This window comes from Microcoleus sp. AR_TQ3_B6 (assembly GCF_036702785.1).
Classification (GTDB): domain Bacteria; phylum Cyanobacteriota; class Cyanobacteriia; order Cyanobacteriales; family Microcoleaceae; genus Microcoleus.
The window spans coordinates 51535-69870 of record NZ_JAUBVJ010000001.1; the positions used below are offsets into that span (position 1 = coordinate 51535).

Here is an 18336-nt window from a genome sequence, read left to right on the forward strand (position 1 = left end):
AAATTTAACAAGGACTGATATACCTGAAGGCTTATGATTGCCAGTGTTTTCCCATTTCGGACTGTTTTGGTGCAAATTTTAATTATCTTTTTGGCGATCGCAATCGAATCGTGGTTTCTGCAAAAACTACTTAAACTCGGTCCCAAAACCAGCGTTGAATATACAGCCATCCTCAATCTATCTTGCGCTTGCGGAGGCTGGTTAGTTTTCTTTGGCATTGAAAGTGTTCTTCCCAAAGATTTGCGGGAACAGCTTATGGGTTATATTTTATTAGGTCGATGGCAGGATGTTTACGCTCCACTAACTCTGATAGCAGTCTTAGTATTGGCAGTAAGTTTTATAGCTAAATGGCAGGGATTAGAAACCATAGAAAACATGGTTTTAGGCAATAAAAAAGCTTCCAAACCTCAGTTTTTAGGACCGCCCACCCTCACCCGCCGTCCTCCCAAAAGAACTTTTCAAGTAACTACCCAGTTTGGGGGAATTTTAATCGCCCACACTGTTAGCAATGTCGTTATTTTAACCGTGTTGTTTTTGCAAAGCGTCTATTGAAATCTATGATGAAGCAATTTATTGATGTCACTCAGCAGCTCACTAAGCTGACGAACAATCTTTGGGAAACCAATAAAAAAATCCAACAGGCGATAATTCCGCCTAAAGTTGTCCACTGGAAGACACCTTTACTGCTCAGCATCTTTTTAGCTTTGCTGTCAGTGGCGGCAGTCACTGACTGGGGGACGAGAACTCTGCTTTTTGATATGAGCTGGTTATTTTTTACACTTTCAATGGGTTTGCTGACCAGCCAGCAACCTTTTGTGATTAACAGAGTAAGTCTGAGTCCGTGGGTGACAAGCATCTTAATTGGCTTGTGGTTGCTGATAAGATTGCCGTCGGATAGGAAGGAAATCGCATGGATATCCGGCCCGCTTATAGCAGTAGTAGTTCTTGCTATCATCAATATTTGGAAGAGCGAGTCAAAACGGGAAGGTATCAGGTCGTTGGTGCGCCCTCAGTTTTTGATGATAACCCTAGTTCACCTCCTGTTTTCCTGTTGGTTTGCCTTTCACTTTTTAATTCAAGGTTGGATACAACAATATCCGAGCGTTTTATCGCAGGATTTTAGGCAAAGCGATTATGTGGTGACATTTCAACAGCCAACTATTAATCGCTCCCGAGGAGTTGTCATCCTCAATGCAATGGAGCGATACCTGCAAAATGAAGCCCGCACAAAACCATGGCCGCAGGTAGAGCAAATGTTAATAGATATTGACAACGAGCGTTTTTTTCTGCGGAATCAAGCCTTAAAAACAACTGGGTTAGTCCCAGAAGATGCGAGCTGGGATGTCAAAACTTCGATCGTCCAAGGAGAGTCTCGCTATCAGTTAGAGATGCAGGCAACTTGGCTGGGGCTGGTTTTTAGACCGGAAATATATTCGTTTACCAAATCTTGCCAGGTGTTCAATATAGGCAATAGGGCGACTGTAACCTGCGATGCGATCAAACGCTCTCAACCCGGACAGAAAAAAGATGGAACTGCCAGAGACAGTCAAGTTTGAGCCTGTCTCTGGCAGTTATGAGAGTGTCCCAGAAGAAAGGATCCGAGGGGGGAGATGAGGAGTATGTCCGATGGGGAGTGTGTCCGATGGAGGAGAATCTTCCCTCCAACCTCGGACTTCTTCTCTCAACATCCAATCCGTTAAATCCGTTAAATCCCGTACACTGCGCGTTACCTCCCTTCATTCTTCCTTATATTAAAGTATGGCGAAAGTTTCCAGCGGGTTAATAACTAGATGAATTTAAGAAGAATCTTGACAGTCGCGACTAATGTATTTTGGGAAGTAATTCGCGATCGCATCCTTTACTTAATTATTATTTTTGTTCTGTTGATGGGAGCCTCGGTACGGTTGATACCGGAATTGGCGGCGACAACCGAGAAGAAAATTATCTTAGATGTCGGTTTGGCTGCTATGAGCATTCTCGGTCTAATTGCCACAGTTTTTGTGGCTACCGGATTGGTCAACAAAGAAATTGAAAAGCGCACTGTTTACCTGTTAGTTGCTAAGCCGATAAGTCGGGCTGAGTTAATTGTGGGCAAGCACTTAGGGCTGTCGGCGGTGCTGGCGGTGCTTGTAGCAGCAATGACTGTTATTTATCTGGCTATTCTGAGTTTGAGCCGCATTCCTTTCCCTTTGGAAAGCATTTTAATCGCTTCGTTGTTTGTCTGGTTTGAGCTGTGTCTGATGGCCAGTGTCGGGATTTTATTTGGGGTTTTTAGCAGTTCGCTGCTGGCAACTTTACTCACATTTGGCGTTTATTTGATGGGACATTCGACGCGGGATTTAGTGGCTTTGGGTAAGTTAACTAAAAATCCTGGCATTGAACAATTGATGATGGGGCTTTATCTGGTTTTGCCGGATTTAGCCAAATTCAATTTGAGAAATGATGCTGTTTACGGACAAGTTCCTTACTTACCGGGTTTGATTACAGATGCTGGGTACGGTTTGCTGTATATGGTGCTGCTGCTGTCAGTTGCGATCGCCATATTTTCGCGTAGGGAATTTTAAAGCGCGCATTCCCCACTTTCAGGGTAATTGTTTGTAGTGAGGACTAAAATCCTCACTACAAACCAATTTTATTATCGACTTAGCGCGCTAAGATATAGAGAAGGTTATCGCTCAGCAATCTCGACTAAAACTCAAACTTTTATTGGTAAAATGAGGTGACTTATGAATACTGTAATTCACAAACCGATATCGCAGCTCAAGATTACTTGGCCGCTGCTACCCGATGATTTCATCCTACCAGACGACCCCCTGGAAAATATAGAACATCCTTTAATCTCTAACGGTTTGCGCCAGTCGGTAGTGGATTACCCGGAACTAATGCAAGACGCACTAATAGTTTCTAATTTTGCTTTGTGTGCTGCAGTGGACGATCGCACTATTTGCAAAGCCCCAGACTGGATGTACGTGCAGCCGGTTCAAAAGAGGCCTCACAACTATCCCCGCCGCAGTTACACGCCTCATACCGAAGGAACAGTCCCTTTTGTAGTGATGGAATTTCTATCAGCTACTTACGGCGACGAATACTCTGTCGAACACACAGAAGAAATCGGCAAGTGGTTTTTTTACGAACAAGTAATCAAAGTTCCTCGCTATGTCATTTTTCGACCGCATACAGGCAGAATAGAAGTTTATGCGCTTGAATCCGATCGTTATGAAAATCAAAATCCTCATGAAAACGGCCGTTATTTAATACCTGGATTAAATCTATTTTTGGGAGTGTGGCAGGGAACTCGCGAAGGTAGAACAGGATATTGGCTGCGCTGGTGGACGGCGGCCGGAGAACTGCTTTTGTGGCCGGAAGAAAGGGCAGAAAATGAACGCCAGCGGGCAGAAAATGAACGCCAGCGGGCAGAAGATGAACGCCAGCGGGCAGAAAATGAACGCCAGCGGGCCGATCGCCAACAGCAAGACAAACAGTTAGCCGAGACGCTGCTGGAACAGGAAAGACAGCGAAATCAAGAACTTTTGGCTCGATTGGCAGCCCTCGGTATCGATCCAGAATAGCATTAGAAGTCCGATGTCGGTCGGAAGAAGGAACAGGTTTGAGGGAAAAAGGGAACCCGCTCGAAATATGCTTTCTTCATCCTTCTTTCTTTAATTGGCTTTCTTACTTCTCTGTTTGTAACAAAAAGTGGAAATTATGTTAGTAGAAAAACTAGAACAATTAAAAAATATTTTCGCACAGATGGAACGGGCTTTGATTGCCTACTCCGGCGGAATTGACAGCACTTTGGTGGCAAAAATCGCTTTTGATGTGTTGGGCGATCGCGCTTTGGCAGTGACGGCAGTTTCCCCGTCTCTACTGCCAGAAGATTTAGAAGATGCGCGCATTCAAGCAGCAGAAATTGGGATTGCCCACGAGGAAGTACAAACTCAGGAAATGGCAAATCCAAATTACACTTCTAACCCGGTTAACCGCTGCTATTTCTGCAAAAGCGAACTGCACGATACTTTGAAACCCCTAGCACTAGCAAAGGGTTATCCTTATGTGGTGGATGGGGTTAATGCTGACGATTTAAAGGATTACCGTCCCGGAATTCAGGCTGCGAAGGAACGCGGCGCGCGATCGCCTTTAGCAGAAGTAGGCATGAGTAAATTGGAAGTGCGGCAGTTGGCCAAAGAATTGGGTTTGCCTTGGTGGGACAAACCGGCTCAACCTTGTTTGAGCTCGCGCTTTCCTTACGGCGAAGAAATTACCGTGGGAAAGTTGCAAAGAGTGGGGCGCGCTGAACGGTACTTGCGACAGTTGGGACTGAAAAATTTGCGAGTGCGATCGGATGGAGATACGGCGCGCATTGAGTTACCGGCAGAGGAGATTCAGCAGTTTGTGGTAAATACGGATTTGCCTGCATTGGTGGCGGTGTTTCAGGAGTTTGGTTTTGTGTACGCGACTTTGGATTTGGAGGGGTTTCGCAGCGGCAAATTAAATCAGGTTTTGCAGCCGCAATTGTTGGGAACGAAAGGTTGATTAATTGTCTTGAAAAAATGTCACTACAACCGTGTGTTCGTCCCGATCGCATTTAACTTGAAAACGGCGTTGAGGATAAAGCGATTTTAGGCGGCTTTCCCACATCTGAGCTAATGCTTGTCCCAAATATAATAAATTGTCGATGCTCGCGTTTTGGGCACCGGGGAGAATGTCATCAATATGCTGGTGGTTCATCACCTGCTCAATTGCAGCGATATCATTCCCCAGCTCGATTTTCCACTGTTCGTAGATTTGACTGTTAAAGGCTTCTGACAAAAAGATACCGCCTTCATGTTCGACAAAATCTGGCCAGAATAGTTTTGTGAAAGCTATGGCAATTTCAATGTTCGCAGCTCCAAAAAGATAATCCCAAAGCGAGAAATCATCGCCGTTGGCTTTTTTCCATTGCTGGAAATCGCTTAGTTTATCTGCATTCAAGGATATTTGTTTGATGAACATAATTTCTAGGGTATTTCATCCAATCTAGCTGGCCTAACTGTTTTTTCAGCTTGCACGAAAATGTCTCCTGCTGAGTTTTGGTTGTGTTTATATTCAACGGCGTGAGGTGTCGGCACATTTGCATGAGCCTTTCCTGTCAAGTCTACTCGCTTAATTGCCCGTCCGCTGTCATCATAGACGATATAGCTGGTAATGTTTTTGCCATCCATGCGGTAGAGTAAGTCTCTGGCACTTGCTCCATCTAGAGGAAATTTGCCACTTACCTGGGTTCCGACGGCTATAAGGGTGCTAGCGGGGATGCCCACTGTCCAGTCCACTGGTTTAGACATATATTAGTCCTAAATTACTTGACCATCTCAGTGTGATATATGTATGGGTGAATAATCTGGGCGAAAATACTCGTGACATCGCCCGTGAATTAAAGCAATAGCATCAACTCAAGTAGCAGCCAATTGAAGCAAGTTTTATGAAAGTTAAATTTAAGTTAATCTCCCTTGTCTTGGCTTTGTTGTTGTGCGCTTACATCCCGTTTCAGGTGTTAGCTAACCCCCAACTTTCGGGAGATACAGTTAGCTCTGCACTGTGGTGGCAAGTTATTGTGTACAATCAGGTACAAGAAATTAAAGACCGGCAATATCAAGGCTGTGTGTGGGGCGACTCTATTTCCTCGGCTCTGGGGGATTCTTTGGGTGAAGAAAACTTTAATTTTGCCATCGGCGGGATGAGTTCAGTTTCGCTGCTAGAACAGCTTAAACTTTTAGTGCCACAGCGGTTTACCTGCGAAAAAGCGATTTTGGCTATCGGCACAAATGATGCTATGTACGGCATTAGCGACGAGGAGTTTGTCAGCAATTTAAAACAGGCGATCGCAATTATGCGATCGCTCGAAACAAAACAGATTATTCTGATTCCTGCTTTTTACTCAACTCTTGCCGCCAGCTACAATCCTAAATTAGCAGGAACAATTGCTAGAGTTGACGAAATCAATGTTCTCATCGATAAAGTAGCAGCAGATGAAAATATTCCTGTGGAATCTAGCGGCATACAAGCATTGTTTAAGGAAAAAGCTCTCAATGCAGATTTAACAATTGACGGCGTTCACCTCAATGCCAAAGGTTTAGATATATACAGGAAAGTTTTGTTAAATGTTTTGAATTCTCCTTGAACAACGCACAATTTTTCTGAGATGATATGTGTTGAAATTATTAGTTTAAATTTCTTCGGTGCGGACTTGATATCAATTCCAGTTACACCGTTCGGGATAGTCCGCGGGTCCGTGGGGAGTAGTGCGTGGGGGAATGTGGAATTATTGACCTTGATTTTATCATTCCGATGCAACCGGCAACGAGATGATGCGTGTAGTTTGAGCTTAACGACCGCAATCAAATTGTTTTGTAGGGAGGACTGAAGTCCTCACTACAAACTTATAAGGGTTATTTTACCTGACTAGATATCAAGGAGTAGGCTGCATTTGCTGCGGCTGCTGATTTTGGAGCAGAAGTTGCTGCTGTTGAATCAGAAGCTGCTGATTCTGAAGATCTATTTGCCGCTGTCTGTCTTCAAGTTGCAGTCTTCTGTCTTCTGCTTGCTGCAATCTATCTTCACGTTGTAGCTCTCTCTCTAGCAGTCTGTCTTCACGTTGCTCTTGTCTGTCTTGACGTTGTTCGCGAAGCTCTCTGAGCTGATTTCGCCGCTCGAAATCCCCTCCCAAAAATAAATTTTGAAAAGCGTTGATAGTTGTTTGAAACCCAGTAAAAATGCCGCTAACCGAGTTGACCCCATTTAAAACTCCTGCGATCGGCTGCAAGAAACTGTTGATATTGTCCCCAACCCTAGTATAACCCGATCGCGCTACAAGAATCACATCGTTGTTGCGGAGAGTTGGGTTATTATTAGGATTCAACCCTTGAGCAAAATCCACCTCGATCGTGCGGCGAGAAACAGTACCGTTGGGGTTCAAGCGCAATAGTTCTACCCTGTCTTTGTTAGCCCGCAATTGATTGAAACTGCCTGCGCTCAGCAAAGCTTGGTGCAGGGATGTACTGGGCCGAACCAGCAAAGCCCCAGGCCTGATAACTTCCCCCACAATATTGATGCTAATTGCGTTCGGAGAAAAACTGCTATTTGCGACTTGAGAAACTTCAGCTAAGTCTACATTAGCTGCTGTCGGGATAATCACGCTATCTCCTTCTTGCAGCAAAATATCTTGACTTTCGTCGCCTTTTTGCAGCAAATCCCACAAATTTACCATGATAGTTTGTTCGTTGCCACCTCTGACTCGGCGGCGGATTTGCACGCGGCGAATGTCAGCTTCTGTAGTGATACCACCAGCAATTTTCAATGCTCTAGTTATCGTTGGCAAGCCCACAACGGCTCCTTGCTGTTGGTCGATAGATACAAAACTCAACTCTGTTTGTTGGTTGGTCGATCGCACATCCGAAGCAAATACAGTATAAGGCCCGGGCCGATTTACTTCTCCGACAATTACCACGCCAATTGGTTTAGTAATATCAGCGGAAAAATTAGCACTGGCTCTTTGACGGACTTCTTGAGTATTAAGGGCACTTGCTGTCGGTACAAAAATTGTATCTCCATCTCGAATGGTAACGTCTTGACGCAAATTTCCCGTCTCTAAAAAATTCTGCAAATCAACAGTAATCACTTGCTCCTGCCCGCCTCTGCGGGGACGGCGAATTTGGACATTTCGCATATCTCCTGCTGATGTCACCCCTTTTGCAAGTTGCAGCATTTCCATCAAAGTCGGGAATTTTACTCCCCCTCCGGTTCCTTCTCTAATGGGATTAATCTTGTAGGAACCCGGCCGAGTAACTTCACCGGCAAGACCTATATTTAGGGGGCGAGCGGCCACCAGAGTCACGGTAACAACGGGAACATTGATGAAGGGTTCGTATCGCCTGGTAATCACGTTAGCGGCTTCTTGCAGCGTCAACCCTTGAATTGAGACGCTGCGAATGATTGGCAAATTGAGGGTTCCGTCCACTAACACTTGATATTCCTTGCTGAATTCAGGGACGCCGAAGATCTCTAAAGCTATGCGATCGCCCGCTCCTAAAGTATAAGCTGCTTCTTGTGTCAGCGATCCAAAATTGCCGATCGGCGGCAAACTTGAACCCGGAGGTGGCGGCGGCGGTACTCTCGGCCGGTTTGGGTTCCTAGCGGGCTGCGGATTTCTGATGGCGGGCAACTGAGCTATACTCGGCAGCGAACTCAATAGCACCAGGAGTGCTGACAAACTCAGACTTGTAGCGGTTTGAACGGTATATTTCATCTTTCTTCCCTGGTTGCAGCCTGGCAATGAACAAGAGCAATTTAGCTAGTTGATTTTAGTTTATTTTCCCTGCTGTCCAGTGTAGCCTCGCTTCGCTGCAAAATCCAGAGGTGGAATCATAAAAATTGTGCGATCGATCGATTTTAGATTTTAGATTTTAGATTTTAGATTGGGAAATTGAAGGCTTAAATTGATATAATCATAATTATCTGCTCTTATTTGCGAGTAAAAAATACGTGGGACTTAAGCTTGATAATGTGATTCCCTGGGGACGGTGCTTGGATGAATACATAGGAATGTTTAGCTTGACATCAAGTGACCTCAAGCTAGCAATTCTTGATTGTGCCGGCGGCCCGGCAAGTTTCAATGCCGAAATGACTCGCCAAGGTAAAAAAGTAATTTCTTGCGATCCAGTTTATCAGTTTACTGCGGTGGAAATTGGCGATCGCATCCAAGAAACATATCACACTGTCATTGATGCTGTCAAGGCAAATGTAGACGGCTACCTGTGGAACAATTTTGAATCGCCGTACCAGCTAGCCGAAGTGCGAATGAAGGCGATGCGGGAATTTTTAGAAGATTTTCCATCAGGCTTGCAGCAAGGCCGCTACATAACTTCTGAGCTGCCTGTTTTGCCTTTCGAGAACGGTCAATTTGATTTAGCTTTGTGCAGCCATTTCTTATTTGCTTATTCTAACCTGCTTTCGGAAGAATTTCATCTAGAAGCAATTACAGAAATGTGTCGGGTTGCGAAGGAAGTACGCGTATTTCCTCTGTTGCAGAGCTTTAGCGGGGAGGAATCCGAGCACTTAAATCCGATCGTCACAGAATTGAAAAAGAGAAATTTTCGTGTAGAAATTCAAGAGGCTCCTTATGAGTTTCAAAAAGGCGGGAATCAGATGCTGCGAGTTAGCAAAAAAAGCTCAGCATAAAAGTAACCGTAACTTATTCTTCTGGTAGGGAAACCAAATAACAGCCATTAATTCGCCAACTATTATCAAACTGTTTTTCCATGACATAAATGGCTCTGAGTGGGATGCCCTCCGAGTCGAGCAACAGCACCGGCTGAGCGGGAATTCCTTCTACAGTGGCGAGGTCTTCAAATAATACCGATCGCGGACGGTAGACAGCTTGATAGGCAATTTTTACCATCTGCATAAAGTTTTGGGCTGTGCGAAACTGCTGCTGAATTCCGGGACTGGCGAAGGCAAAAGCCCCAGCAGCATCGTCTTTTTGAAATGCTTGCAGTTGCTGTTCTACGACTGAGCGAATGGTAGCGCGATCGCTTTCACTGATGAGCATATTTTTAATAAATTGTCAAGAGATGGGAGTGTGGAATAGTTACTATTATAGCGCTCCCACTTAAAGGCGATTTTGTGGCGGGATGGCTGGGAAGCTGTCAGGGCGATCGGGGTTTAAATAAACCCCCGGCGCACTACAGACATTAGTGGTAAAATTGGTTAAAGACTTTAAGAATTGTCAAAATGCTCAGCAGCGCCGCATTGAGAAAAACAGGATCGGGATGGGAATTTGCAAATGAAGAAGCCTTAGAGGATTTTGTCGAAGTTCACTTGCTTGCGTTGGCTCGGTTTGACAGTCATCAAGCGGCAATTCACTGTCAACGAGCAAAGATGCGATATTATAGCGGTGGACGAGAATAAACGGTTAGTTGTGCTGGAGTTAAAAAACGGCGAAGATAGATATGTCGTTCAGCAGTTAACCCGTTATTACGATGCTTTGTTGGAACACAAACCTTTTGCCGCGTGGATTACGATCGACCAGTTCGCTTAATAGCAATTGCGCCCAAATTTCACAGAGATAATTTTACAGACAGGAAGTATCATCAGCTATTCTTGATTTTTTTTCAATTGGCAGTTATCCAACAAAATCAAGATAAATTTTATCTGCATTTTAAAGACATAGATACACAGGAAACCTCATTTATTCATACATAACTCGGCCGCCAAATCAACCCGCCCAAGAAAGGGGATAGGAAAAAACCGCCCCGATCTGATGTAAAATATTAAATAATTCTATCTGCGGGACAAAGACAAGTGTTACTACAATTGGATCGACTTCCCTGGGGACACTGCTTGGATGAATACAACAGAATGTTTAGCTTGAATGAGAGTGACCGCGAGCTAGCAATTCTTGATTGTGCCTGCGGTACGGCGAGTTTCAATGCCGAAATGACTCGCCTAGGTAACAAGGTAATTTCTTGCGATCCATATTATTATCAGCGTACTCCGGTGGAAATTGACGCTCTCATCCAAGAAGCATATCACACTGTCATTGATTTTCCCAGGGAACTTTACGCCTACGGGGGGAACAACTATTTTGAATCGGAGGAGCACCTAGCCAATGTGCGAAGGAATGCGACGCTAGAATTTTTAGAAGATTTTCCATCAGGCTTGCAGCAAGGTCGCTACGTGACTGCTGAGCTGCCTGTTTTGCCTTTCGACGACGGTCAATTCGATTTAGCTTTGTGCAGCCATTTCTTATTTACTTATCCTCACAGTTCGGAAAATTTTCCTCTGGAAGCTATTACAGAAATGTGTCGGGTTGCGAGGGAAGTCCGCGTATTTCCTCTATTGGATCGTTTTGGGGGGATATCCGAGCACTTAAATCCGATCCGCACCATATTGAATAGAAGTTTTCATGTAGAACCTCGAACAGAGGTTAATTATGAGTTTCAAAAAGGCGGGAATAAGATGCTGCGAGTTAGCAAAAAAAGCTCAGCCTAAAAGTAACCGTAACTTAATTATTATGTTATGGAAACCAAATAACAACCATTAATTCGCCAACTATTATCAAACTGTTTTTCCATGAGATAAATTGCTCTGATGGGAATGCCTTCCGAGTCGAGCAACAGCACCGGCTGAGCGGGGATTCCTTCTAGACTGGCGAGGTTTTCAAATAATACCGATCGCGGACGGTAGACAGCTTGATAGGCAATTTTTACCATCTGCATAAAGTTTTCGGCTGTGCGAAACTGCTTCTAAATTCCGGAACTGGCGAAGGCAAAAGCCCCAGCAGCATCGTCTTTTTGAAATGCTTGCAGTTGCTGTTCTACGACTGAGCGAATGGTAGCGCGATCGCTATCAGTAATTTGTATAATTTTGAGCGGAAGAGGCAATTTAGGTGGGACGTTGTTGTCGTCCGTGGTAAATCTGTAAAATCAGGACTTCATCGTTTAAGATAGCGTAATGCAGAACAAAACCAACTTTCCCTGCATGTCACAATTAGTTTCCGCATACCAGGGGTTTGTTCAACAAGCGCACCTATGAGCGGATATGTCTGCAAACTTTCTCCCACCTCTACAATCTTTTGAATTGCTTTAACAGCAAGATTGGGGTCAGTTTCAGCAAGGAATTGGCGATGTCGCTCGAGTGCTGTTAGGGCTGGGCGCGTCCAAATTACTGAGGGCATGGCAATTCGCGATCGCTCCCTAGACTATCTGCCCATTGCTTAACCCGATCGTGCCCAATGCCCGTCTTGTTTGTCTGGAAATCTTGCAAGGCTGCGAGACTCCTTGCGATCGTTTCTTCTTCGCTGAGGGGTTGAAACTCGTTTGCTGTGTCAATTTCTCCCCACTGATATCCCTCCGTTTCCTCGGCAATTTCTGCGATTAGGCGTTCAAAGTCGCTGAGATTACCGTTGGACTGATTCAGCCATGAAAGCACGATCGCCTTAACCGAATCGCTGGGCATGGCTTGAATTTGGGCGTGGAGTTGCTTTATAGATTGAGCCATTAGACAATACAGAGTGACTGATTTAATTTTAGCGCAGTGTCAAATATAGGACTGAGGCCAAATATGGTCTGCTCCGCTATTGCTTGGGGTAAGGTACGCAGTGCCAGCCCGCGACAGGCGTGCGATCGATCGGCTTTACCTCATCTTACCGGTTGGCGATCGGTAATAACAAGATTTACTGTCGATCGCTGTTGAAAACAAGCAGATCTAGCGATCGCCCGCAACCATTTTTTAAGAATTTGAGGGTCTTTTTCACCACTCCTGAGCGGGCTGCAGACATTAGTGGTAAAATTGGTTATCGAAAGAAATTATTTTGTTTCTCGGGTAGCCTATTCCTAACCGTAAGAAACAAGCTATTGCCAGGATGAAAGTTCATACTGATTGGGAGATGTACTGGCAGTTTAGTCACGTACCAGAATGGTTATACAAACACACCAAACATACAAGTTATTTTAAAATACGCGAATATGAAAATGAGCCGAATGCAAGAATAATCACAGCAAAAAATTATATTTGTGAATATTTAGATGGGCTAGTTGCTCAAGCTTAGAACACCTGGCAAAATCGACTTGAAATTAACAAATACGATCGCCCCCCATCACCCCTTACCCAATCCACCATCCATCTGCGTCAATCTGCGTGCATCTGCGGTTCATCTGCGGTAAAAAAAAATCTCATCAATAGCTTCGCACCAAACCAAATTACCAAACCTTGATATAAAATTACACCTAGAAGCAAAACTCAAACCAACTCATGCCACAAACAGTCTGGATCGCACGACACGGAAACCGCATCGACTTCGTTAACCCCGACTGGTTTCTCACAGCAGAACGCCCCTATGACCCCCACCTTTCCGAAGACGGTCACCTTCAAGCGAAACAACTCGCCAATCGCCTCAAAGGAGAAGGAATTTCTCATATTTTTGCTTCCCCCTTTCTGCGAACTGTCCAAACAGCAAATCACGCGGCCGAAGCTCTCGATTTGTCAATTAAACTAGAGTGGGGACTGTGCGAATGGCTGAATCCCGAATGGATGCCAGAAATGCCAGAAACTGAATCCGTCAAAGCTTTGTGCAGGCGTTTTCCCAGGATTGATGCTTCCTACAAAGGCGGTATTCCTAATTATCCCGAAACTGGGGAAGCTTGTCTCAAAAGGGCGGGGGAAACTGCTAAACGCCTCGCGGCTGAGTTTCCCGAAAATATGTTATTAGTAGGTCACGGTGCGTCGGTTTTAGGAACTGCGATCGGGCTCGCTGGCGGTGTTGAAACGGAAATTAACGCTTCTTTGTGCTGTTTGGTGAAAGTGGTGCGGGGTGAGGGAGAATGGTCGATCGCACTTAATGGCGATACTTCTCACCTGACTGACTCTGAAGCCGTTATCCGCTTTAATTAAAGTTGAGATTCGTGCGAAAAATCGCATTCTATGCTATGTGTGTAAGGTGCGCGACCGGGCGCACCCTACGTTAATCGGATCTGTGAGAATCGGGGTGTTATTGTTTAATGTCGATCGCAAATTTTAAATCGAAAATCTCAAATCGGTATGGCTGGACACAGTAAGTGGGCGAATATTAAACGCCAAAAAGCTAGAGTTGATGCCGTTAAAGGCAAGGTTTTTGCTAGAATATCTCGCGAAATTATTGTCGCGGCCCGCAGCGGAGTTCCCGATCCCGCTGGCAATTTTCAACTGCGGACGGCTATTGAAAAAGCCAAGGCGGCAGATATTCCTAATGAAAACATAGAAAGGGCGATCGCCAAAGGTGCCGGCTTGGCCGGGGGAAGTTCGGAATTAGAAGCTATTCGCTACGAAGGTTACGGCGTTGGCGGGGTTGCTATTCTGATTGAAGCGCTGACAGACAACCGCAACCGCACAGCGGCTGACTTGCGAGAAGCTTTTACTAAAAATGGCGGCAACTTGGGCGAAACTGGTTGTGTGGGCTGGATGTTCGACCAAAAAGGTGTTTGTACGGTACGCGGCCCGATTGATGAGGAACAATTGTTTGAAGCGTCCCTAGAGGCGGCTGCGGAATCTTATGATTTGATATTAATTGATGAGGATACTGAAGGTGCAGAGGTATTTACAAGTGTGGCTCATTTGGAAAAGCTGGCTGATGTTTTGAAACAAAAAAATTTTGCAGTTTTGCAGTCGGAAAATCGCTGGATTCCGAGCAATACAGTGGAAATAGACAGTCCTGAAAAAGCTCGCTCGCTCCTTAAGTTAATGGATGCACTGGAAGATTTGGACGACGTGCAAAGCGTCACGGCGAATTTTGAAATGACAGATGAATTGATGTCTTCGGTCATGGTTTAATGGTTGAAAGATGAGGGATGGGGAGCGTCCTGCTGGCACTGCAAAAGGCTCTAACTCGCCAGCAGGACGATCGCGCTACACTATTACCAGGAAACTAATCCCTATCTGTACGCGAGTGGGGAGTGTCAATCCAACGCATTGCTCAAAAAGCTGCATTGAAAATCTCAACCCACAGTAAAGCCATGCTAGATAACAACGAAAGCAAAAGAGACAGCACCCACTCAGAAGAAGTTCTGTCAGCAACCGAAGTATCAGAAACCAAGGATCGATCCGAATCGAAGGTGCAGGCTGAACCAGGGGATAAATCCAATTGGTTCGGTTCCGTGTTCGGAGCCGTCTCTGCAAGGGCGAGTGCGGTAGGGAGTGCGGTAGGGAATGCCGGAAGTGCGATTGTTGATACGGCGAGTGCGGTGGGGAATGCAGCCGGCACTGCTGGAAGTGCGATTGTTGATACGGCGAGTGCGGTGGGGAATGCAGCCGTCAGTGCTGGAAGTGCGATTTTTGTTAATACCGCCAGTGCGGTGGGGAATGCAGCGGCGAGTGCGGGAAGTGCAGCAATGCAAGTTCCCAATTTTTTTGGTTCATCCCTAGTTTTTATTTCGCAGAGTCCTATCCTGAAAAAACTGACCCAAAAGTTCAAAATCGACTGGTTAGTTAATGCTATAGATGCTGTTGATGTCGTAAATGCCGAGGCGCAAGTTCGAGAGTTACAGCGCCAATATCCTCACGAGAAACCTCAAAAAATCGCACACCGCTTAATGGTGGAAAAAGCCTTGCTAGCGGCAGGAAGTGGCTTGGTTAGCAGTTTAGTTCCGGGCGCAGCTTTGGCGTTGGCTGGCATGGATTTAGCGGCAATGACGGCGTTATCTGCCGAGTTGGTTTATCAAATTGCTGCCGCCTATGGCATGGATTTGCGATCGAGCGATCGCAAAGCAGAAGTTGTCGCTATTTTTGGTTTGTCCTTGGGTAGCAATTTAGCGATCGAAGCTGGAGTTACGCTTGTCAGCAATATTCCCTTGGCGGGTGCGGTAATTAATGCTAGCGCCAGTGCGACAATGATTTACGCGCTGGGATACGGTGCTTGTCGGTTTTATGAAGCGCATCTCGATTCCTCGGAAATCGAAACCAAGCTCGAAGATTTACAAGAGGTATTGCAAGCGGAAAGTGAGCAATATTTAGAGACAGCGATCGCACAAGAAACGGTGATGGATTGGATTTTGGTGTATGTCGTCTATGCCAGCAAAAAATTCACCCGATGGGATGAGTTATTACCGGAATTACGAGCGGCGAATTTAAATCCCAGGACTTTAGCTGAGATTGAAGCTGTGACAAATAAGTCTAAATTGCTTCCCAAGTTGGATATTTTACTCGCACAACTCGAACTTGACTTTGCCGAACCACTTTTAAAGCGATGCACTGAGATAATCGAGGCTGACGGTGAAATTAATCAACAAGAGGGGAAAATTTTGCTGGCAATTCAACGGGCTGTTTTGAGCAAAAGAAAGCAAGCTCAAAAGCCAGCCCAGCAAACTTCGATCGAGGATGGGGTATCGGAAGCCACTGAAGCACAAACTGAAGTCCAAGCTGAATCACAAATTCCCTCTCGATCTTCTGATTCTCCTTCTACTAATAAGTTGAGTTCGAGTATGCTGCAAAATTTCCAAAAAATCATAAAAGTTGCTGGGCGATTAGACGTGCCAAAGATTGCGAATTTAATAGATACTGAATCACAAGCTCCCCCCTTATCTTCTCATTCTCCTTCTACTAAGTTGAGTGCAATTCTGCTGAAAAAATTCAAGCAGATTTTAGCAGGTTCTACGCGGTTAGAAGTGGCAGAGATTGGGTATTTAATCGATCAGGTCGATCGGATGACGGGAGAAGAGTTTGAGGAATTTTTAGCCTGCTGTTTCCGCAATCTCGGTTATGCGGTCGAAATGACACCCAAAACGGGGGATTTTGGTGCGGACTTGATTCTCTCTAAAGCCCGCAATAAAACCGTTGTCCAGGCAAAACGCTATCAAGGAAAAGTGGGAAATTCCGCCGTGCAAGAAGTGGTTAGTGCGGTTAAGTATTACGGGGCGCAAGATGCGATCGTTATTACAAACAGTATGTTTACATCCAATGCTCATAAACTGGCTCAAGCGAATGGGGTACAACTCTGGGGAAGAGAACAGTTAATTGATTTAGTGATTCGAGCTAAAAAATAAGGTATCTATGAACCAAGAATCCCAGTCTATGAAAGAGCGGGGAGTGTCATTTGAAAGAAAATAATTTTGCAGTTTTGCAGTTGAAAAATCGCTGGATTCCGAGCAATACAGTGGAAATAGACACTCCTGAAAAAGCTCGCTCGCTCCTTAAGTTAATGGATACACTGGAAGAGTTGGACGACGTGCAAAGCGTGACGGCGAATTTTGAAATGACAGATGAATTGATGTCTTCGGTTATGGTGTAGCGATCTAAATCACCAGATTTTTGCCATCCGCAAGACAAATCCCGGTAACTCTGGATCTGCGCTGACTGTTTCAGGATTATCTAAGATTTCAGGTTCGCTATCGGGACGGTAGATGTAGACTTTTCTGTTTTTGCGATCGATCAAAAAGCCGAGTGATACACCGTTCTCAATATATTCTTGCATCTTGTTTTGCAATCCCTTGAGAGTGTCACTAGCAGACCGCAATTCAATCACAAAGTCTGGACAAATTGGTGCGAATGAGGCTTTTTGTTCTTCAGTTAAGGCATTCCAGCGCTCTAGTTTAATCCATGAGGCATCGGGGGATCGGGTTGCTCCATTCGGCAAAGTAAAGCCTGCACTGGAGTCAAACGTTTCACCTGTGCCATCTTGTTCTGCCCAGTTCCCCAATTGTAGGGCAATCTTGAAGTTGCGGTTCCCTGTATCTGAAAAGGCTGGTGACATAATGATAACTTCCCCACTGGCAGTACGCTCAATTCTCAAATCGCGATTAACTAGACAGAATTCATAGAACTGTTCAACAGTCATCGATTGGATCGCAGGGAAATTGACCGTCAGTGGGACGCTTTCGGTTTGAATTAGCAGCGTCGTCATGGTTTTTCCTCAGTTGGTGCAGGGGTGATAGAATACCTTGATATTATCATATCTTAGCTTTGCGAGCGAAAGTCTTAGTCGATCGGGGAGGCGGAGGCTTGTATCCATTTTTGTGCTGGCTCGATCGATTTTAGATTTTAGATTTTAGATTTTAGATTGACTCCAGAGATAAATCTGGGAGCTTGAACAAGAGTCTAAAATGTTGCTCTATCCACAACAGGAGGCGGAGGCTTGTATCCGTTTTTGTGCTGAGTCAATCGATTTGAGATTTGAGATTTGAGATTTGAGATTTTAGATTGACTCCAGAGATAAATCTGGGAGTTTGAACAAGAGTCTAAAATGTTGCTCTATCCACAACAGGAGGCGGAGGCTTGTATCCATTTTTGTGCTGGCTCAATCGATTTTAGATTTGAGATTTTAGATTTGAGATTGACTCCAGAGATAAATCTGGGAGCTTGAACAAGAGTCTAAAATGTTGCTCTATCCACAACAGGAGGCGGAGGCTTGTATCCGTTTTTGTGCTGAGTCAATCGATTTGAGATTTGAGATTTGAGATTTGAGATTTTAGATTGACTCCAGAGATAAATCTGGGAGTTTGAACAAGAGTCTAAAATGTTGCTCTATCCACAACAGGAGGCGGAGGCTTGTATCCATTTTTGTGCTTAGTCAATCGATTTTAGATTTGAGATTTGAGATTTTAGATTGACTCCAGAGATAAATCTGGGAGCTTGAACAAGAGTCTAAAATGTTGCTCTATCCACAACAGGAGGCGGAGGCTTGTATCCGTTTTTGTGCTGAGTCAATCGATTTGAGATTTGAGATTTGAGATTTGAGATTTTAGATTGACTCCAGAGATAAATCTGGGAGTTTGAACAAGAGTCTAAAATGTTGCTCTATCCACAACAGGAGGCGGAGGCTTGTATCCATTTTTG

At 44.9% G+C, this 18336-nt stretch carries 20 protein-coding genes and 2 pseudogenes; 14 read left to right on the forward strand and 8 right to left on the reverse strand.

Annotated features, from left to right (window positions below; translation table 11 throughout):
* The first annotated feature begins 33 nt into the window (after positions 1–33).
* The 5 genes from fraC (at position 34) to larE (ending at position 4533) form a co-directional block, all read left to right on the forward strand.
* Positions 34–552, forward strand: coding sequence for a filament integrity protein FraC (gene fraC / locus QUB56_RS00260; protein WP_332952155.1), 519 nt, complete (start codon positions 34–36; stop codon positions 550–552).
* Positions 553–557: 5 nt separating this feature from the next.
* The gene (locus QUB56_RS00265) at positions 558–1556 is read left to right on the forward strand and encodes a DUF5357 family protein (RefSeq protein ID WP_332952156.1); all 999 of its coding nucleotides are present in this window, start codon (positions 558–560) and stop codon (positions 1554–1556) included.
* Positions 1557–1790: 234 nt separating this feature from the next.
* Positions 1791–2564 carry an ABC transporter permease gene (locus QUB56_RS00270; RefSeq protein WP_332952157.1) on the forward strand — a complete coding sequence of 258 codons (774 nt, stop codon included), beginning with the start codon at positions 1791–1793 and terminating at the stop codon, positions 2562–2564.
* 162 nt (positions 2565–2726) lie between these two features.
* Positions 2727–3569 carry a Uma2 family endonuclease gene (locus QUB56_RS00275; RefSeq protein ID WP_332952158.1) on the forward strand — a complete coding sequence of 281 codons (843 nt, stop codon included), beginning with the start codon at positions 2727–2729 and terminating at the stop codon, positions 3567–3569.
* Positions 3570–3705: 136 nt separating this feature from the next.
* Positions 3706–4533, forward strand: coding sequence for an ATP-dependent sacrificial sulfur transferase LarE (larE, locus tag QUB56_RS00280; protein WP_332952160.1), 828 nt, complete (start codon positions 3706–3708; stop codon positions 4531–4533).
* Here the strand turns inward: larE and QUB56_RS00285 are convergent, their stop codons facing one another.
* Both QUB56_RS00285 and QUB56_RS00290 read right to left on the reverse strand, forming a co-directional pair.
* Positions 4534–4992 (reverse strand): hypothetical protein, encoded by a 459-nt coding sequence (locus tag QUB56_RS00285; protein WP_332952161.1) that lies wholly within the window; start codon positions 4990–4992, stop codon positions 4534–4536.
* A gap of 5 nt (positions 4993–4997) precedes the next feature.
* Complete coding sequence (locus QUB56_RS00290; protein WP_332952164.1) at positions 4998–5321, reverse strand: polymorphic toxin type 24 domain-containing protein; 324 nt, start codon at positions 5319–5321, stop codon at positions 4998–5000.
* 137 nt (positions 5322–5458) lie between these two features.
* Here QUB56_RS00290 and QUB56_RS00295 point away from each other — a divergent pair, with 137 nt between their 5' ends.
* Positions 5459–6157, forward strand: coding sequence for an SGNH/GDSL hydrolase family protein (locus QUB56_RS00295; RefSeq protein ID WP_332952166.1), 699 nt, complete (start codon positions 5459–5461; stop codon positions 6155–6157).
* A 288-nt stretch (positions 6158–6445) separates the two neighbouring features.
* On the opposite strand, the gene QUB56_RS00300 is transcribed toward QUB56_RS00295, so the two are convergent.
* Complete coding sequence (locus tag QUB56_RS00300) at positions 6446–8281, reverse strand: polysaccharide biosynthesis/export family protein (RefSeq protein WP_332952169.1); 1836 nt, start codon at positions 8279–8281, stop codon at positions 6446–6448.
* Positions 8282–8517: 236 nt separating this feature from the next.
* On the opposite strand from QUB56_RS00300, the gene QUB56_RS00305 reads away from it, so the two are divergent.
* Positions 8518–9213, forward strand: coding sequence for a class I SAM-dependent methyltransferase (locus QUB56_RS00305; RefSeq protein WP_332952170.1), 696 nt, complete (start codon positions 8518–8520; stop codon positions 9211–9213).
* Positions 9214–9226: 13 nt separating this feature from the next.
* Here the strand turns inward: QUB56_RS00305 and QUB56_RS00310 are convergent, their stop codons facing one another.
* Positions 9227–9583, reverse strand: a complete 357-nt coding sequence (locus tag QUB56_RS00310) for a DUF4864 domain-containing protein (RefSeq protein WP_332952172.1) — start codon at positions 9581–9583, stop codon at positions 9227–9229.
* Between the two features lie 255 nt (positions 9584–9838).
* Here QUB56_RS00310 and QUB56_RS00315 point away from each other — a divergent pair, with 255 nt between their 5' ends.
* Both QUB56_RS00315 and QUB56_RS00320 read left to right on the forward strand, forming a co-directional pair.
* Positions 9839–10072: an endonuclease NucS domain-containing protein gene (locus QUB56_RS00315; RefSeq protein ID WP_332952173.1), complete on the forward strand. Its 234-nt coding sequence runs from the start codon at positions 9839–9841 to the stop codon at positions 10070–10072.
* A 263-nt stretch (positions 10073–10335) separates the two neighbouring features.
* On the forward strand, positions 10336–11025 hold the full coding sequence (locus tag QUB56_RS00320; RefSeq protein ID WP_332952175.1) for a class I SAM-dependent methyltransferase: 690 nt from the start codon (positions 10336–10338) through the stop codon (positions 11023–11025).
* Between the two features lie 20 nt (positions 11026–11045).
* Here QUB56_RS00320 and QUB56_RS00325 read toward each other — a convergent pair.
* The 3 genes and pseudogenes from QUB56_RS00325 to QUB56_RS00330 form a co-directional block, all read right to left on the reverse strand.
* Positions 11046–11417, reverse strand: a pseudogene (locus QUB56_RS00325) (DUF4864 domain-containing protein).
* 50 nt (positions 11418–11467) lie between these two features.
* Positions 11468–11710: a type II toxin-antitoxin system RelE/ParE family toxin gene (locus QUB56_RS37040; RefSeq protein WP_445243295.1), complete on the reverse strand. Its 243-nt coding sequence runs from the start codon at positions 11708–11710 to the stop codon at positions 11468–11470.
* Entirely contained in the window at positions 11698–12033 is a 336-nt protein-coding gene (locus QUB56_RS00330; RefSeq protein ID WP_332952178.1) for a hypothetical protein, read from the reverse strand. Before QUB56_RS00330 ends, QUB56_RS37040 begins: the two co-directional genes overlap by 13 nt.
* A gap of 63 nt (positions 12034–12096) precedes the next feature.
* Between QUB56_RS00330 and QUB56_RS00335 the strand changes: the two genes are divergently transcribed.
* The 5 genes and pseudogenes from QUB56_RS00335 to QUB56_RS00355 all read left to right on the forward strand — a co-directional run.
* A complete protein-coding gene (locus QUB56_RS00335; RefSeq protein WP_332952180.1) occupies positions 12097–12228 on the forward strand; it encodes a hypothetical protein in 132 nt (43 codons plus the stop codon).
* Positions 12229–12786: 558 nt separating this feature from the next.
* Positions 12787–13425 carry a histidine phosphatase family protein gene (locus tag QUB56_RS00340; protein ID WP_332952182.1) on the forward strand — a complete coding sequence of 213 codons (639 nt, stop codon included), beginning with the start codon at positions 12787–12789 and terminating at the stop codon, positions 13423–13425.
* A gap of 147 nt (positions 13426–13572) precedes the next feature.
* A complete protein-coding gene (locus tag QUB56_RS00345) occupies positions 13573–14340 on the forward strand; it encodes a YebC/PmpR family DNA-binding transcriptional regulator (RefSeq protein WP_332952185.1) in 768 nt (255 codons plus the stop codon).
* A gap of 122 nt (positions 14341–14462) precedes the next feature.
* Positions 14463–16547 carry a restriction endonuclease gene (locus QUB56_RS00350; RefSeq protein ID WP_332952186.1) on the forward strand — a complete coding sequence of 695 codons (2085 nt, stop codon included), beginning with the start codon at positions 14463–14465 and terminating at the stop codon, positions 16545–16547.
* A gap of 50 nt (positions 16548–16597) precedes the next feature.
* Positions 16598–16792: pseudogene (locus QUB56_RS00355) on the forward strand (YebC/PmpR family DNA-binding transcriptional regulator); the annotation flags it as partial.
* A 9-nt stretch (positions 16793–16801) separates the two neighbouring features.
* On the opposite strand, the gene QUB56_RS00360 reads toward QUB56_RS00355, so the two are convergent.
* Complete coding sequence (locus QUB56_RS00360; protein WP_332952189.1) at positions 16802–17404, reverse strand: Uma2 family endonuclease; 603 nt, start codon at positions 17402–17404, stop codon at positions 16802–16804.
* Between the last annotated feature and the right edge of the window lie 932 nt (positions 17405–18336).

Excerpts from the sequence above, each read along its gene's own strand:
- QUB56_RS00290 (WP_332952164.1), bottom strand. The coding sequence starts at position 5,321 with ATGTCTAAACCAGTGGACTGGACAGTGGGCATCCCCGCTAGCACCCTT.
- QUB56_RS00310 (WP_332952172.1), bottom strand. The coding sequence starts at position 9,583 with ATGCTCATCAGTGAAAGCGATCGCGCTACCATTCGCTCAGTCGTAGAA.
- fraC (WP_332952155.1), top strand. The coding sequence starts at position 34 with ATGATTGCCAGTGTTTTCCCATTTCGGACTGTTTTGGTGCAAATTTTA.
- QUB56_RS00295 (WP_332952166.1), top strand. The coding sequence starts at position 5,459 with ATGAAAGTTAAATTTAAGTTAATCTCCCTTGTCTTGGCTTTGTTGTTG.
- QUB56_RS00275 (WP_332952158.1), top strand. The coding sequence starts at position 2,727 with ATGAATACTGTAATTCACAAACCGATATCGCAGCTCAAGATTACTTGG.
- QUB56_RS00330 (WP_332952178.1), bottom strand. The coding sequence starts at position 12,033 with ATGGCTCAATCTATAAAGCAACTCCACGCCCAAATTCAAGCCATGCCC.
- QUB56_RS00300 (WP_332952169.1), bottom strand. The coding sequence starts at position 8,281 with ATGAAATATACCGTTCAAACCGCTACAAGTCTGAGTTTGTCAGCACTC.
- larE (WP_332952160.1), top strand. The coding sequence starts at position 3,706 with ATGTTAGTAGAAAAACTAGAACAATTAAAAAATATTTTCGCACAGATG.
- QUB56_RS00345 (WP_332952185.1), top strand. The coding sequence starts at position 13,573 with ATGGCTGGACACAGTAAGTGGGCGAATATTAAACGCCAAAAAGCTAGA.
- QUB56_RS00265 (WP_332952156.1), top strand. The coding sequence starts at position 558 with ATGATGAAGCAATTTATTGATGTCACTCAGCAGCTCACTAAGCTGACG.
- QUB56_RS00360 (WP_332952189.1), bottom strand. The coding sequence starts at position 17,404 with ATGACGACGCTGCTAATTCAAACCGAAAGCGTCCCACTGACGGTCAAT.
- QUB56_RS37040 (WP_445243295.1), bottom strand. The coding sequence starts at position 11,710 with ATGCCCTCAGTAATTTGGACGCGCCCAGCCCTAACAGCACTCGAGCGA.
- QUB56_RS00335 (WP_332952180.1), top strand. The coding sequence starts at position 12,097 with ATGGTCTGCTCCGCTATTGCTTGGGGTAAGGTACGCAGTGCCAGCCCG.
- QUB56_RS00270 (WP_332952157.1), top strand. The coding sequence starts at position 1,791 with ATGAATTTAAGAAGAATCTTGACAGTCGCGACTAATGTATTTTGGGAA.
- QUB56_RS00285 (WP_332952161.1), bottom strand. The coding sequence starts at position 4,992 with ATGTTCATCAAACAAATATCCTTGAATGCAGATAAACTAAGCGATTTC.
- QUB56_RS00340 (WP_332952182.1), top strand. The coding sequence starts at position 12,787 with ATGCCACAAACAGTCTGGATCGCACGACACGGAAACCGCATCGACTTC.